Origin of the sequence: Bradyrhizobium sp. CCBAU 051011 (assembly GCF_009930815.1) — a bacterium.
Lineage (GTDB): Bacteria > Pseudomonadota > Alphaproteobacteria > Rhizobiales > Xanthobacteraceae > Bradyrhizobium.
Genome location: NZ_CP022222.1, coordinates 4885039 through 4898912, shown reverse-complemented (window position 1 = coordinate 4898912; position 13874 = coordinate 4885039). Strand labels below are relative to the sequence as shown.

12 protein-coding genes are annotated in these 13874 nt (G+C 63.3%); 6 read left to right on the top strand and 6 right to left on the bottom strand.

The features are described 5' to 3' along the window. Positions 1 to 14 precede the first annotated feature (14 nt). From ACH79_RS22840 to ACH79_RS22825, 4 genes are read left to right on the top strand one after another with little or no spacing between them, the layout of a single operon-like run. Entirely contained in the window at positions 15 to 437 is a 423-nt protein-coding gene (locus ACH79_RS22840) for a hypothetical protein (RefSeq protein ID WP_161853016.1), read from the top strand. Next, positions 430 to 1530, top strand: coding sequence for a hypothetical protein (locus ACH79_RS22835; RefSeq protein ID WP_161853015.1), 1101 nt, complete (start codon positions 430 to 432; stop codon positions 1528 to 1530). Before ACH79_RS22840 ends, ACH79_RS22835 begins: the two co-directional genes overlap by 8 nt. Continuing rightward, on the top strand, positions 1520 to 1861 hold the full coding sequence (locus ACH79_RS22830; RefSeq protein ID WP_161853014.1) for a hypothetical protein: 342 nt from the start codon (positions 1520 to 1522) through the stop codon (positions 1859 to 1861). The genes ACH79_RS22835 and ACH79_RS22830 overlap by 11 nt, the downstream gene beginning before the upstream one ends. An 11-nt stretch (positions 1862 to 1872) precedes the next feature. Beyond that, the gene (locus ACH79_RS22825) at positions 1873 to 2154 is read left to right on the top strand and encodes a hypothetical protein (protein ID WP_246738070.1); all 282 of its coding nucleotides are present in this window, start codon (positions 1873 to 1875) and stop codon (positions 2152 to 2154) included. A 35-nt stretch (positions 2155 to 2189) separates the two neighbouring features. Here ACH79_RS22825 and ACH79_RS22820 read toward each other — a convergent pair whose 3' ends face one another. Next, on the bottom strand, positions 2190 to 3788 hold the full coding sequence (locus tag ACH79_RS22820; protein ID WP_161853013.1) for an FAD-binding oxidoreductase: 1599 nt from the start codon (positions 3786 to 3788) through the stop codon (positions 2190 to 2192). 269 nt (positions 3789 to 4057) lie between these two features. Between ACH79_RS22820 and ACH79_RS22815 the strand changes: the two genes are divergently transcribed. Next, the gene (locus ACH79_RS22815) at positions 4058 to 5023 is read left to right on the top strand and encodes an amidohydrolase family protein (RefSeq protein WP_161853012.1); all 966 of its coding nucleotides are present in this window, start codon (positions 4058 to 4060) and stop codon (positions 5021 to 5023) included. Here ACH79_RS22815 and ACH79_RS22810 read toward each other — a convergent pair. The 5 genes from ACH79_RS22810 to ACH79_RS22790 all read right to left on the bottom strand — a co-directional run bounded on the left by ACH79_RS22810 (position 5011) and on the right by ACH79_RS22790 (position 13438). Then, positions 5011 to 5922, bottom strand: a complete 912-nt coding sequence (locus ACH79_RS22810; protein ID WP_161853011.1) for a methylenetetrahydrofolate reductase — start codon at positions 5920 to 5922, stop codon at positions 5011 to 5013. The genes ACH79_RS22815 and ACH79_RS22810 overlap by 13 nt on opposite strands. 15 nt (positions 5923 to 5937) lie before the next feature. Beyond that, a complete protein-coding gene (locus ACH79_RS22805) occupies positions 5938 to 7401 on the bottom strand; it encodes a hypothetical protein (RefSeq protein WP_246738069.1) in 1464 nt (487 codons plus the stop codon). Between the two features lie 105 nt (positions 7402 to 7506). Continuing rightward, positions 7507 to 10626 carry an efflux RND transporter permease subunit gene (locus ACH79_RS22800; RefSeq protein WP_161853010.1) on the bottom strand — a complete coding sequence of 1040 codons (3120 nt, stop codon included), beginning with the start codon at positions 10624 to 10626 and terminating at the stop codon, positions 7507 to 7509. Positions 10627 to 10651: 25 nt separating this feature from the next. Next, positions 10652 to 11896: an efflux RND transporter periplasmic adaptor subunit gene (locus ACH79_RS22795; RefSeq protein ID WP_161853009.1), complete on the bottom strand. Its 1245-nt coding sequence runs from the start codon at positions 11894 to 11896 to the stop codon at positions 10652 to 10654. A 105-nt stretch (positions 11897 to 12001) separates the two neighbouring features. After that, a complete protein-coding gene (locus ACH79_RS22790) occupies positions 12002 to 13438 on the bottom strand; it encodes a CoA transferase (protein ID WP_161853008.1) in 1437 nt (478 codons plus the stop codon). A gap of 56 nt (positions 13439 to 13494) precedes the next feature. Between ACH79_RS22790 and ACH79_RS22785 the strand changes: the two genes are divergently transcribed. Next, positions 13495 to 13782, top strand: coding sequence for a hypothetical protein (locus ACH79_RS22785; protein WP_161853007.1), 288 nt, complete (start codon positions 13495 to 13497; stop codon positions 13780 to 13782). Positions 13783 to 13874 lie beyond the last annotated feature (92 nt).

Below are 13874 nucleotides of genomic sequence, written 5' to 3'. Positions count from 1 at the left end.
CGGCCGGAGATATCATGGACATCATCAGATTGTGCGCCTGGGGCTATGCCGCCCTGCTCGGCTTCGTGATTCTCACCGGCTACATCCCGGCTTTCATCGACGCCAACGACATGATCTTCGGCCTGTTCCGCCGCACCTGGTATGCCGATGGGCTGCATCTGGTTTCGGCGCTATGGGCGGCCGCAGCGGCGATGACCTCGCGTCGCGCCTCGGAACTGTTCTTTCAACTGTTCGGCGTGTTCTATTTCGCCGACGGCATGCTTGGCCTGCTCACCGGCAGCGGCTATCTCGACTTCGGCATCCTGATCAATGGCGTCCTCAACCTGCCGCTCTCGACGCGGTTCTTCGCCAATGCACCCCATCTCGGCCTCGGCGGCGTGGCGATCCTGATCGGCTACCTGCTGGCGCCGCGGACGCGGACCGCCGTTCATGCTTAGGTGGCTGCGGCGCATCCTCGCTGTCGTCGCAATCCTGATTGCACTGACGGTGCTTTTGCCGCTGGCCTATGTCGAGGGCACGTGCCGTCCGTCGTCCGGCGCAACAGCGCCGAGCGCACCGGCCGTCACCCTGCCCGCGATCGACGAGTCGGGCTACCGGCGCAAGCTGAACAACACGTTCTTCACCTTCCCCGAATGGTACATCGTCTATTCCTTCGAGGATCTCGGACGTTTCCTCGACCGCTCCAGCGAAAGCCATTTTGGCTATCTCGGTCACATCTTCGGGTTCTGGCGCAGCTTCTGCACCATCAATCGCGCCGTGCCCCCGACGGGAGAATCGCTGACCGAAGTGAAGACGATGATTTACGTCATCGGCATCAGCTATTCCGTCGAATACGCCATCAAGGGATTCTACGAGAATACCATCGGCCGCGTATTCGAATGGATCAGGGGCGAGAAGCGCACGCCGCAAGACGAATTCGGCCGCGCCGTGCTGCAGGATTATGCCGCCTTCCTCTATACCATCCCCTGGTACAAATATCCGTTCCGCGACAAGCTCGACGGCCTGTTCGCGATCTCTGCCCCGACGCCGAGCAACATGCGCAGCTGGGAGCGCGACTTCGCGCTCGGCGCGGAGTATTTCGTCAAGATCGGCTATGCCTCGCTGATTCAGAAGGCGCTCGACGCCGGAGGCGACAACGAACCGCGCGAAATCATGTTTGCGGTCGCGACGTTGCCGCCGGCGGTGCTGGCGAAGGAGCCGCGCATCAAACCGATCCGCGCGCTGACCCCGCAATGGCAATTGGTGCAGACGCCGCGCTACAAGGATTTTACCGACATCCTCAAGGGCCTGCTGGATCAGGGTTATGGGGTTGCGGAGATCGCAGGTAATCACGACATCCTCATCACGGTGATTGCCCCCGATGCCGCTCAACTCGACATCAAGGGCACGATGGAGCTGTTTTCATTAGAACTGGATGCGCGGCCCGGCTTTCGCCGGGCAGGCCTGAAGGCTAGGATCGACAAACTTGTCGACATCAACCGCGAGCTCAAGGCCATGGGTGCAAGCATTGAGCACTTCTATGATTACTGACGGGCGCCTGCGTGAAGGTTTGCGATGGGGCCGGATTGCCGGTGCGATCGCCCTCGTCATCGTCGGCTGGCTCGCCGTGGTCGTTACGCTGACGTTCGGTTCGGCGCCCGGCAAGTCGATGGCTGTGATTGGCCCGCCGTCCCAGGCGCTGGCTGCGATCGCCAAAGCCAACGGCCGCATTCTTGCGTCGAACAGCTACTTCACCATCGCGCGTTCCGACGACGCCGATTTCGTCGGCCGTCTGTACGCGGCAGGTGCGCTGTTTGTGCTGGACGCGGAACAGGCAGGCGGCTGCAGCGGCCTGCCACGGAGGCGGTTCACCGCACTGTAACTGCGATCGCGATGCCCAACCTTATGGAGTTTCCTCAAACGGATTTCTACGCGCCCGCTGTTCTGAAAAAATGGCCGTCGAAGAACAACGAGCGTGCCAAAGACGTTGTGTGGCCCATCCCATACTCGGTCTTTGACGGCACCTTGGACGAATGCCTAACGAAGTTATTGACGCAGCCGCTGGGCCAACGTCATCTCTACCAGATTCATACTGCCCCTCAGGGCGAACTGATCCCTGAAGTAATCTCCGCCGAACTCGCCGTTGAACTTGCCAGGCTGCGAGATTTTCTGTGATGGACGCAATGCCAATCCCATTCTGCCGGGCAGTGTCACGACGCGTACTTCTGGTAAAACGTATTGGTGAATAGCTCGCTCGGATCGTATTTGCGCTTCGCCGCGAAGAAGTCGTTGATCTGCGGATACGAGCGCTGCAACTGATCCTTCGAATAATAGAGCTGATAAGGCAGGAAGAACCGGCCCTTGTGCGCGATGGTGAGGTCGATCAGTTCCTCCGTCGCCTTCTTCATTCGCCGGTTGCCCTCGTCATCCGTCGTCTGGTTGATGTAGAGCACTAGCGAGAATGCCGGTTCCGGCGAATAGGTCAGGAAATTGTTCTCCTGATGCACGACGCGCACCGATGCGTTGAGAAGATTGGTCTTGTTGTCGGTCAGCACCTTGCGCATGCCGTCGACAAACGAGACGAACTGGCTGCGCGGAATGAAGTATTCGTGCAGGATGTCGGTATCGTCGGGCAGTGAGTTGCGCAAATAAGGCACAGAATCGTGCATTGGGTCGTTGCGGTTGACGAGGCAGGCCTCCGCCGAACCGATCGCCTGCGCGCGCGTCACCGTGCAACTTTCCATCCGATGCTCGATGTGCTTTTCCGACAGCCATTTCATTTCCTGAAACAGCGGGCCCTGCTTGGACAGGTTGATCGTGAGCCGTCGCAATTTGGTGCCGCTGACCTCGCCGAGCGGTTCGCGCTTGAAATCGGTGCCCTCCACCTTGGTGTAGGTGTAGAGCAGCAATTCCTTCAGGAATGAGCTGGGCGCGGTCGAGAGGTGGCCATACATCAGGCCGATATTGCCGTCCTTCTCGATCTCATTGGCGAACAGCGCCGGGAATTCCTTGTAGTCCATCATGCGACGGCCGGTCTGGTAGACCAGGTTGTCGGCAATATCGAGTTCAGCCTCGACGATGACGCCGAACAGGCCGTAACCGCCAACTACGAGGTTGAACAAATCCGGGTTCTCCGTCGCCGATACCGTGCGCAGCGACCCGTCCGCCAGCATCACCTTCATCGACTTGATCGATTTCGCGAGCGCGCCGGCCTGATGGTCCATGCCGTGGGCATTGACCGAGATCGAGCCGCCGACGGTGAAGATGTCGGTCGACTGCATGGCGCGAACCGCGAAGCGCGGGTGCAGCACGTTCTGGATGTCGTGCCAGGTCGCGCCCGGCTGCACGGTGACCGATCGCGAACTCTCGTTGAGCACGATCTTGTTGAAGCCGCGCATGTCAAGCACGATACCTCCCTTGCGGAAGGCGTGCCCGCCCATGCTGTGGCGCACGCCGGCGGTGGTGACGGAGAGCTTGTTGTCACGTGCAAAGGCCAGCGTCTTGGCAATATCGTCGACGCTGCGGACGTCGACCACGCCGTAGACCTCGGTTTTGCTGAGACAGCTTGCATCATTGATGCTGCCGCCGAGCTGTGACCACTTCACATCCTTGAGCGGCGCAATCGCCTTGATCCGCTCCAGATCAATTTTCGCCTGCTCGCCGCCGCCGATCGCCGGACCGCAATCCTTTTCCCCGGTGGGATCGGCCGCCAGCGCCGCAAGCTTGCGATAGCTGTAAACGCCGAGCAGCACGACGACCACGGCAACGACCGACGCGCCGGTTTTGAACTTTTGTGAAAATTTTCGCATGAAGTGATTCCAGAGGAGTACGAGATATTCTGGGCGGGCGGAGGATTAGTCAAATCGAAGCGTCTTCCGGTTCGATAGACCGGCTGCGTTACTGAACCGATAACTCGAAGCACGGCTGCCCTTCCCGCGCCTCACTTCTCCCGATAAGCTTCCGGCCGCTCAGCGGACGAAACACGCCCGGTGCCGGGGGATGGGAGAACACCGGAGCTGACGGGTCCGAGGCCCTGCCAGACGCCAACAATCAACAACAATATCCAGGGAGAACACCAATGCTGACGCGACGCAGTATGATGCTTGCCTCCATCGCAGCCGGAGTGATGATGAACGACAGAACCGCGTCGGCCAAAGCGGCGCAGCCCGCGACGCCGGTGAATTTCGACGTGCCCGCGGGCGCCTGCGACTGCCACACCCATATTCACCCGGACCCTGAGAAATTCCCGTTCTTCTCCGGCCGCGTCTACACGCCCGAACTGGCTTCGCCCGAGGAAATGAGCGCGCTGCACAAGGCGCTGCACATGGAGCGCGTCGTGATCGTCACGCCCTCGATCTACGGTACCGACAATTCGGCGACGCTGTTCGGCATGGCGGCGCGGGGGCCGACCGCGCGCGGGGTCGCCGTCATCGACGACAAGACGTCCGAAAGCGATCTCGATCTCATGGGCAAGGCCGGCATTCGCGGCGTCCGCCTCAACCTCGCAACCGGCGGCGTCAACGATCCGAACGTCGCGCGGCCGCGATTTACGACCGCCGTCGAGCGCATGAAGGCACGCGGCTGGCACGTGCAGATCTACACCAACCCAGCGATGATCACCGCGGTCAAGGATCTGGTCATGGCCTCACCGGTGCCGGTCGTGTTCGATCATTTCGGCGGCGCCCAGGCAGCCCGGGGCGTGGAGCAGCCGGGCTTCGCCGATCTCGTGGAGCTCGTCAAATCGGGCAAGGCCTATGTGAAGATTTCCGGCGCGTATCGCTCCTCGAAACTCGGCCCCGACTACACCGACTGCATCCCGCTCGCCAAGGCGCTGATATCAGCCAATCCCGATCGCATCGTCTGGGGCACCGACTGGCCGCATCCGGATTCGGTTACACCGGCCGGCAAGCAGGTCACCGACGTGACGCCGCTGTTCCAGATCGATGACGGGAAGCTGTTGAACCAGCTTCCGGTGTGGGCGCCGGATGCGTCGATCCGCAAGAAGATTCTGGTCGACAATCCGGCCCAGCTTTACGGATTCTGAAGCCCGAGGTGTGAGATCGCGGCCCGCTCCACGTGCTGGAGCGGGCCGTGTTCGTAGTCGCGTAACCACACGCCGGCCTTGCGCAGCCCGCCGAACGGAAACAGGTGGAATCCCGCGATCGATGCGGTCGCCGCCGCCGGCACCGACCGCAAGCCCCTGACGACGTCATCTGGCCCTGTGTCGGTCAGCAGGCGGCCGAACCGGCCGACCTGAGCCCGCAGCGCGCGCATGGAATTGCCGATGCCACAGCGGAGCGCGAATTTTGTCAGTGTCGCCGGCGTTGCCGGACCGGCAAGGCCGACGATGACAGGCAGATCGATGCCGGCTCGATCGAGTTCAGCAATCCACTGAAGGATCGGCGTGCTCTCGAAGCAGAACTGGGTGACGATATCGACCCGCGCTCCCGTCCGCCGCCCCCATTCCCGCCACCCCTTCAGGCCATTCAGCGCATCCGGCAGTTCGAGATAGGGATGGCCCTCGGGATGACCGGCGAGGCTGACGGACGTAATCCCATTTGCCTCGATCAAGCCGCTGTTGCGGATGTCGCCCGTCGATTTGAACGGGCCCTTGCCTGCCACGACATCGCCCGCAATCAGGAGGACCCGCGACACGGCAGCCTCGCCCCGCGCCCGCGCCAGGAAATCGTCGAGCGCCTCCCGTGAGGCCATTTCGCGCGCGGCGATATGGGGCACCGGATTGTAGCCGGCGCTGCGCAGCGCGGCCGCCGTCTCGACGTTGTGATGATAATTGTCGCCGGGCAGGAACGTGACCGTGACGTCGGTACCTGCAGCGAAATAGTCGCGCAGTTCTGCAAGCTGATGCCCGCGCGAGGAGATTTCGACGGAGGCCGACGGCAGTAGCGCGGCCAGTCTGGGAGATGACTGATCGGGGACGGTCACGGACGCCTCCCAAACTCAGGCCGGCGCGCGGCGGCGCGAGATCACATAGGTTTCGTCGTTGAACCACAGGCCGCCATGCTTCTTCAGGACACGGTCGGTGGCTTCGAGATAGCGGCCATCGCGAACGACTTCCGACAGCCTGTTATCCTCGATCTGCGCCACGTAGATCGCAGCGTTCCAGGCCGCGAACAGCGTCGAAGTGCCGATCGGTCCGCTGACCTCGTCCGGCAGCGTGTGCATCTGATAACGGAAGATCGAGCGCGCATCCGATGACGCATTGAAATTGTAATGCCGCGCCGCCGCGCCAAGTTCGTGCTTGACCTGGCGCAGGATGGCGTAGCGGTCGGTCTTGAAGGGGTCGTCGCCCGGCCAGACCTGGTCGATGATCTCGATGCCGGGATCCCGCCCGTGCGAATGGATGCCGATCAGCCGCCCGCCCGGTCGCAACGATTTGACGAGCGGCGTCACGACTTTTGAAGCCTTGAACTCGACGCTTGCCCGCGCACGATAGGGTTGCGAAGCGATCACGAGATCGTAGTCGGCCATCACGCGGCCGGGCCGCGGCATGATCGGATCGAGCAGGAACGAATGATCCTCGCGCCGCAGCGTCAGGATCACCGGGCGCTGATAGACCGGATTGCCCGAGGTCGGACTGATGCCTGCGCGCCAGTTCTCGGCGAGGAAGCTCTCGAGCTCGCTGATCTGTTCGGCGAAGCCGTGCGCGGTATTGCCAGTCAGCGTGACATCCTTCCAGATCAGGCCTTGCGCCGAGGTCACCGAGCGCGGCGTCAGCCACGGCGCCTCCGCGTAATAGAGGTTGGTCACGACCAGCACGGTCGCGGGATGCTCGAACAGGCGATCCGCCATCTTCTCCAGCATCAGGCGGACGTCTTCGTAGCTGATCTCCTTTGCGACGACGTAGAGCGGCATCGTGGGAAATCGCGCGTGCACCGCGCGCATCACCCGTGACAGCACGGTGCCGTCGCCGACACCGGCGTCGAAGATGCGCAGCGCCGGCGGCGCGGGCTGCAGATTGCCGAGCTCAAGTGAGATGCGGTTGCCGACCTCGGTCTTCTCGCTGCAGGTCGAGACGAACAGCAGATACTTTTGCCGGTTGTCGAAGAATCGGAAGCCCGGCGGCGCAACCGTGTTGGCGGTGGCTTCGCCATTCAGCGGCTTGGCCGATAGTGAATTGGTCGGCGCGCCGGCCGATGCAGGCCGGTGCTCGGCGAGGTACGCTCGCACCTTGTCGAGCGTGCCGGTCGTGATCCTGGCGCCGTCGCGCAAGCGCGACACCAGCTTGCCGTCGTTGACGACCAGCCGCCCGAAGGTCGATTCGGCCGTGCGCGTCTGGCGGCAGTAGTCACGGATTTCGCCGAGAATCTGCTCAGCCGTCGGCGCGGTCGTCGCAGGTGGTGCGTGGCCGTTCGTTGGGCCTGCAGATACCTGACTGGTGCCCTGGCTTTCCTCGATCCGCATGGCTTGCTCCTGCGGTTGTCCCTGCTGCTATCAAGGGACGCCCGCCGGATTGCGTCAACCACAAACCGAGTGGGCAGGAAACATGGGCATGTGCCCACACGGATTCTAGCGCGCCCGGCGCGAGAACACCAAGATCAGTACCGGCAGCGTCACCAGGATCACGATCGGCGCCAGCATCATGCCGGTGACGACCACGACCGCCAGCGGCTTTTGCACCTGCGAACCAATCCCCTCCGAGAGTGCCGCCGGTAGCAGTCCGACGCCCGCCACCACGCAGGTCATCAGCACCGGACGCAGTTGCAGTTCGCCGGTACGGATCACCGCGCGCATCCGCTCATAGCCTTCGTCGATGAGCTGGTTGTACTGCGACAGGATGATGATGCCGTCCATCACAGCGATGCCCAACAGCGCGATGAAGCCGATCGCCGCCGACACGCTGAACGGAATCCCCGAGATCAGCAATCCGAGCACGCCGCCGAAGATCGCCATCGGGATCACGCTCATCGCGAGCAAGGTGTCGACCATCGAACCGAAATTGAAGAACAGCAGCACGCCGATCAGCGCGAGGCTGATCGGCACCACGATCGACAGCCGGCGGATGGCGTCCTTCAGGTTGCCGAATTCGCCGACCCATTCGATGCGCGATCCCGACGGAAGCTGGACCTGCTCGGCGACCTTATCCTGTGCTTCGTGGATCGCGCTGCCGAGGTCGCGGTTGCGCACCGAGAACTTGATCGGCAGATAGCGTTCCTGCCCTTCGCGGTAGATGTAGGCCGCGCCCGAGATCAGGTTGATCGAGGCGACCTCGCTGAGCGGGATCTGCGTAATGCCGCCCTGCCCGGCTACGCCGATCCGTAAATTGTGGATCGCCCCCGCGCTCTTGCGATACTCAGGCGCAAGGCGAACGATGATCGGGAAGTGGCGGTCGCTGCCGGGCTCGTAGATGTCGCCGGCGCTGTCGCCGCCGACCGCGACCTTGATGGTGGCGTTGATATCGCCGGGCGACAGGCCATAGCGAGCCGCGCGAGCGCGGTCGATGTCGATCTGAATGGTCGGCTGGCCGAGCGAGGTGAACACGGCAAGGTCGGTGACGCCCTGCACCGTGCCGAGCACGGATTTGATCTTGTTGGCGGTATCGGTCAGCGCCTGCAGATCGTTGCCGTAGAGCTTGATCGAGTTCTCGCCCTTGACGCCCGAGACGGCCTCCGAGACGTTGTCCTGCAGATATTGCGAGAAGTTGAATTCGACGCCCGGGAATTTGTCCTGCAACTGCCCCAGCAACTGCGCGGTCAGTTCGTCCTTGTCGCGGGTGCCGGGCCATTCGCTGTTGGGTTTGAGCGGCGCGAAGAATTCGGCATTGAACAGGCCGGCGGCGTCGGTGCCGTCGTCCGGACGTCCATGCTGCGACACCACCGATTCCACTTCGGGGCGCGCGCGGATCATCCTGCGCATCTCGTTGACGTAGGCATTGCCCTCCTGCAACGAGATGGTCGGCGGCAGCGTCGCGCGAATCCACAAATTGCCTTCTTCCAGCTTGGGCAGGAATTCCAGCCCGAGCAGCCGCGCGAACGCAATGGTCATCAGCACGAGGACGGCGGCGCCGGCGAGCACGATCCTGCGGTTCGCGATCGCCCATTCCAGCACCGGCACATAGAGCCGGTCGAGCTGCTTCACGACCCAGGTCTCGGTCTCGTCCAGATGCGAGGGCAGGATGATCGCGCTCAGCGCCGGCGTCACCGTAAAGGTCGCGATCAATCCGCCCGCCAGCGCATAGGCATAGGTCCGCGCCATCGGCCCGAAGATATTGCCCTCGACGCCGCTCAGCGTGAACAGCGGCAGGAAGGCGGCGATGATGATGGCGGCGGCGAAGAAGATCGAGCGCGACACGTCAGCAGACGCCGACAGGATGGCGTGGCTCTTCATGCCCATCGTGGTCTCGAAGGAGATGTGGCTCTGCTCAGCCTCAGACAGCGCGGTCGTCTGGGTCAGCCGCCGGAAGATCGCCTCCACCATGATCACGGTGCCGTCCACGATCAGGCCGAAATCGATCGCGCCGACCGACAGCAGATTGGCGGATTCGCCGCGCAGCACCAGGATGATGACGGCGAAAAACAGCGCGAACGGAATCGTCGCGCCGACGATCAGCGCGCTGCGGAGATCGCCAAGGAACATCCACTGCAGCAGCACGATCAGGATGATGCCGACCACCATATTGTGCAGCACCGTATGCGTGGTGATGTCGATCAGGTCCTTGCGGTCGTAGATCCGCTCGATTCTCACGCCGGGCGGCAGGACGCTGGAGTTGTTGATGTCGCGAACGAGCTGTTCGACCCGGGCGATGGTCGGCGAGCTCTGCTCGCCGCGCCGCATCAGGACGATGCCCTGCACGATGTCGTCGTCCTGATCGAGGCCGGCGATGCCGAGCCGCGGCTTCTCGCCGATCGTGACATGGGCGATGTCGCGGACCAGCACCGGATTGCCGCCGGACTGCGACACCATGGTGTTGTTGAGGTCGTCGACCGAGCGGATCAGGCCGACGCCGCGCACCACGGCGGATTGCGCGCCGATGTTGACGGTGTTGCCGCCGACATTGATGTTGGCGTTGCTGACGGCCTGCAGCACCTGCGGCAGCGTCAGCCCGTTGGCGACCAGCTTGTTGAAATCGACCTGCAGCTCGTAGGTCTTGGTCTTGCCGCCCCACCCCGTGACGTCGATGACACCGGGCACGGCGCGGAAGCGGCGCTGCAACACCCAGTCCTGCAGCGTCTTGAGGTCCAGCACGCTGTAGTTTGGCGGGCCCTTCAGGCGGTAACGAAAAATCTCGCCGATCGGGCTGAGCGGCGAGATGGTCGGCTGCACATTGCCTGGCAGCGGCGGCAATTGCGCCAGGCGATTCAACACCTGCTGCAGCGCCTCTTCATAGGTGTAGTCGAAGGAGAATTGCAGTTTGACGTCGGACAAGCCGTACAGCGAGATGGTTCTGATAGTGCGCAGGTTCTTGATGCCGGCGACCTGGGTCTCGATCGGGATCGTGATGTAGCGCTCGATCTCCTCCGACGACAGGCCCGGGCTTTGCGTCACGATATCGACCATCGGCGGGGTCGGATCGGGATAGGCCTCGATGTTGAGCTGCCTGAACGCGATCAGGCCGCCGACCAGCACGGCGACGAACATGCCCACCATCAAATAGCGGCGGCTGACTGCTAGGGCGACCAGGCGATCCATTCAGATCGAAGCTTTCAATGAGGGGTCAGCTGCCGGACGCGGCGCGATCGATGAAGAGTGCGCCCTTGGTGACGATCTGCTCGCCGGGCCTCAAATTGCCGACCACCTCGACGAGATCGCCATTGGTGAGGCCGGGCTTGATCTGACGCAGTTCAATGGTCTTGTCCGGATGCGCGACCCAGATCCGGACCTGGTCGCCTTCGTAGATCAGCGCCTGTTTCGGCACGCCGACTGCCGGGCGGTCGCCCGCGGAATAGATCGTGACGTTGGCGAACATCTCCGGCTTCAGCGTGCCGTTCTTGTTGTCGATGGTGGCGCGCACGAGCAGCCGCCGCGTCGCCGGGTCGATCGCGGTGGCGACGTAGTTGATCCGCGCCGACAGCGAACGGCCCGGCAGCGCCAGCACGCTGAAACTCACCTCCTGCCCGATCGCGACGTTGGCGCAATCGCTTTCGCGCACGAACGCCGTCATCCAGACGGTGGAGAGATCGCCGATCACATAGACGGGGTCGCTGGCGCCGGCGTTGACATATTGGCCGGGACCGATCCTGCGCTGGACCACGGTGCCGCCGAGCGGCGCGAAGATGGTGATTTCGGGATTGATGCGGCCCTTCTCCTGGAAGATCGCGATGTCGTCGTCGGTGAGGCCGAGGAGGCGCAGCTTGTTGCGCGCCGCCTGGACCGCCGTTTCCGACGAGCGCATGTCGTTCTGCGCCTGAATCAGTGTCGCCTGGCTCTGCTGATAATCCTTCAGCGGGACCGCCTTGCCCTCGAACAGGTCCTTGGCGCGCGCTCCCTGCAACTGCGCCAGATCGAGCGCGGACTTCGCCTTGTTCATGGCGGTCATCGCCGCGATGAAATCGTTTTGCGCCTGAACGTTGTCGGCCGCCTCGATCACGAACAACGGCTGGCCCTTGACGACGCTGTCGCCCGGTCTGGCCAGCAGCCTGGTGACGCGGCCCGCATACGGCGAGAACACCGGCGTCGAGCGATCTTCATCGATCGCGATCTTGCCTTCGGTGACGTTCTCGGCGCGGAAGCCGCGTTCGGTGACGGGCTGAATGGTCAGGCTGGCCCATTCGGCGGCGCTCGGCGTGTAGCGCTGCAATCCCTTGCGCGACTGGCTCGAGATTTCCGAATGCCCGCGCTTTGGACCGCCGATCTGGGCGTAGCCATAGGCGCCCGCACCGACCAGGGCCAACAGACCGATGGCCACGGTCAGCCGCTGCCGGGTAACGATCTGCAATCGCTTCGCAAACACCTTGAGCATCCGACCCGGAACCATTCAGCGACGATTTGTCTCACCCCTGCGCTAATAGTGCCCATTTGGCGCTTTAGACAACCTAAAAATCGAAAACCGGCCTGGCGGAGGAGGTTAAAGTTTGGAGAACTGAGGCTGACCGCCCGATGGTTGCCTCATTTCGCGTGCCGGCCATAACGGTGGATGGGTACCGAGCGGCATCGCCGGACGAGCCCAAAACGCCGGGGTTTTCGACAAAACCGCGGAATGCCGGACCGACCGCAGCGCGCCAAAGCCTGAATCGACCTCCTGGATAAACGGCGTCACCGCTTCCCCTGTAAGATCCCGGGTATCCAGCCCGCCGGCGACCCGCCCGAGATTCCACAGCCACCGCCCGGTCTGCGCCAGCGACACCTGAACGTGCCAACTGCCACCCTCACGCGCCTGGCGCGCTTTCGCCATCATGGCGCCGAACGCCATGAAGTAACCGGTGGCGTGGTCGAGCATCTGCGCCGGCAATTCTTTAGGTCCATCGACACCGGCCGCCTGCCCCTCGGCATGGTTGAATCCGGTCGCGGTCTGCACCAGCGAGTCGAAGCCGCGCCGCTCCGCCCACGGCCCGGCGGCACCATAGGCCGACAACGTGACATAAATGATACCGGGATTGATGCGCGCCGCTTCTTCCGGCGAGAAGCCGAGGCCGGCGATCGCGCGCGGCCGATAGCCTTGCGAGAAGATATCGGCCGCAGTCAGCAACTCCCGCAACACCGCCCGGCCCGGCTCCGTCTTGAGTTCGACGAAACTCGTCAGCTTGCCGCGGCCGGTATCGATCGTGAGCCACGGGATCGCCGGCAGATCCGGCCCCGAGATCAGCAGCACATCAGCGCCATGGGCTGCGAGCGTTCGCCCCGCCACGGGACCTGCAATCACGCGCGACAGATCGAGCACGCGAAGACCGGCGAGCGGCCGCTCGCCCTCGGGCCACGGTTTTGGTGCGGCTTCGCCGATTTTCGTGATCGAGATCAGCGGCAATCCGGCGAGCGCTTTGGCATGCGGCGTCGCCGACCATTCGTCGTGCGAGCGCATGAAGGCGACGACGCCGCCCTCCGCATAGGCTGCGGTCTCGAACGCTTCGCCCTCCCATTGCATCAAGGCGCCCTGCACCGCGTCACGCTCGGGCTTGCAGTTCAATACCTTGCATACGGCGTCGCGGTGGTGCGGAAAGTTGGTGTGCAGCCGCACGAAGCCATCGCGGGTCTTGTAGACACCGGCGATCGCGTCCCAGGCCGGCGGCGGCGGCTTGCCGTCGACGCGCAGATAACGTTCGCTCCGGCATTCGACCACAGCGTGGCGCATATCGACCGAGACGTGCTGGGCCTCTCCGCTGCGCATTTTCCAGATCTCGGCCGCGGCGAGCGCGCTCGCGGCGACGCTGACCTGCGCCGCTGCGGCGACGCGAAACGAGGATGGCAATTGCGGCTCGTCGCCGGTTAATGTGAGCGCGTTAAGTGCGGACGGATCGCCGCCGGCCGACGTCCAGATATCGCGAAGGATTCCCAGGGGGCTTTGCATCAATGCCTCTCTTCCCTAGCCTTTGGAAGATCTGCCCGACCAGGAGAGGAGTTGCAATGGCTGCCATCGACCCCCTGACGGCGGGAGCCGTTTTCCTTGCGACCGCAGGGACCGACGCGGTCTATGTGATGTTCACTTCGGCGGTGGTACACCGCAAGCGCGTGCCGGCGGCGACCTGGAGCAGCGTCTGGTATTTGCTCTCCTCCTACGCCGTCATCAGCTACACCGAGAACTGGGTCTACGTCGCCTTCGCAGCAATTGGTTCGTGGGTCGGCGCCTATGCGACGATCACCTTCCTGCACCGTCCGCCCGGCGGCCCGCCGGTTGGGGCGGCGCCGGAGTAATACACTGCGGACTTTCCACGTCATTGCGAGCCAACGGGTCGCGCGAATGCGCGCCCGACGACAGGCTCCGCGAAGCAATCCATCGCATGGCA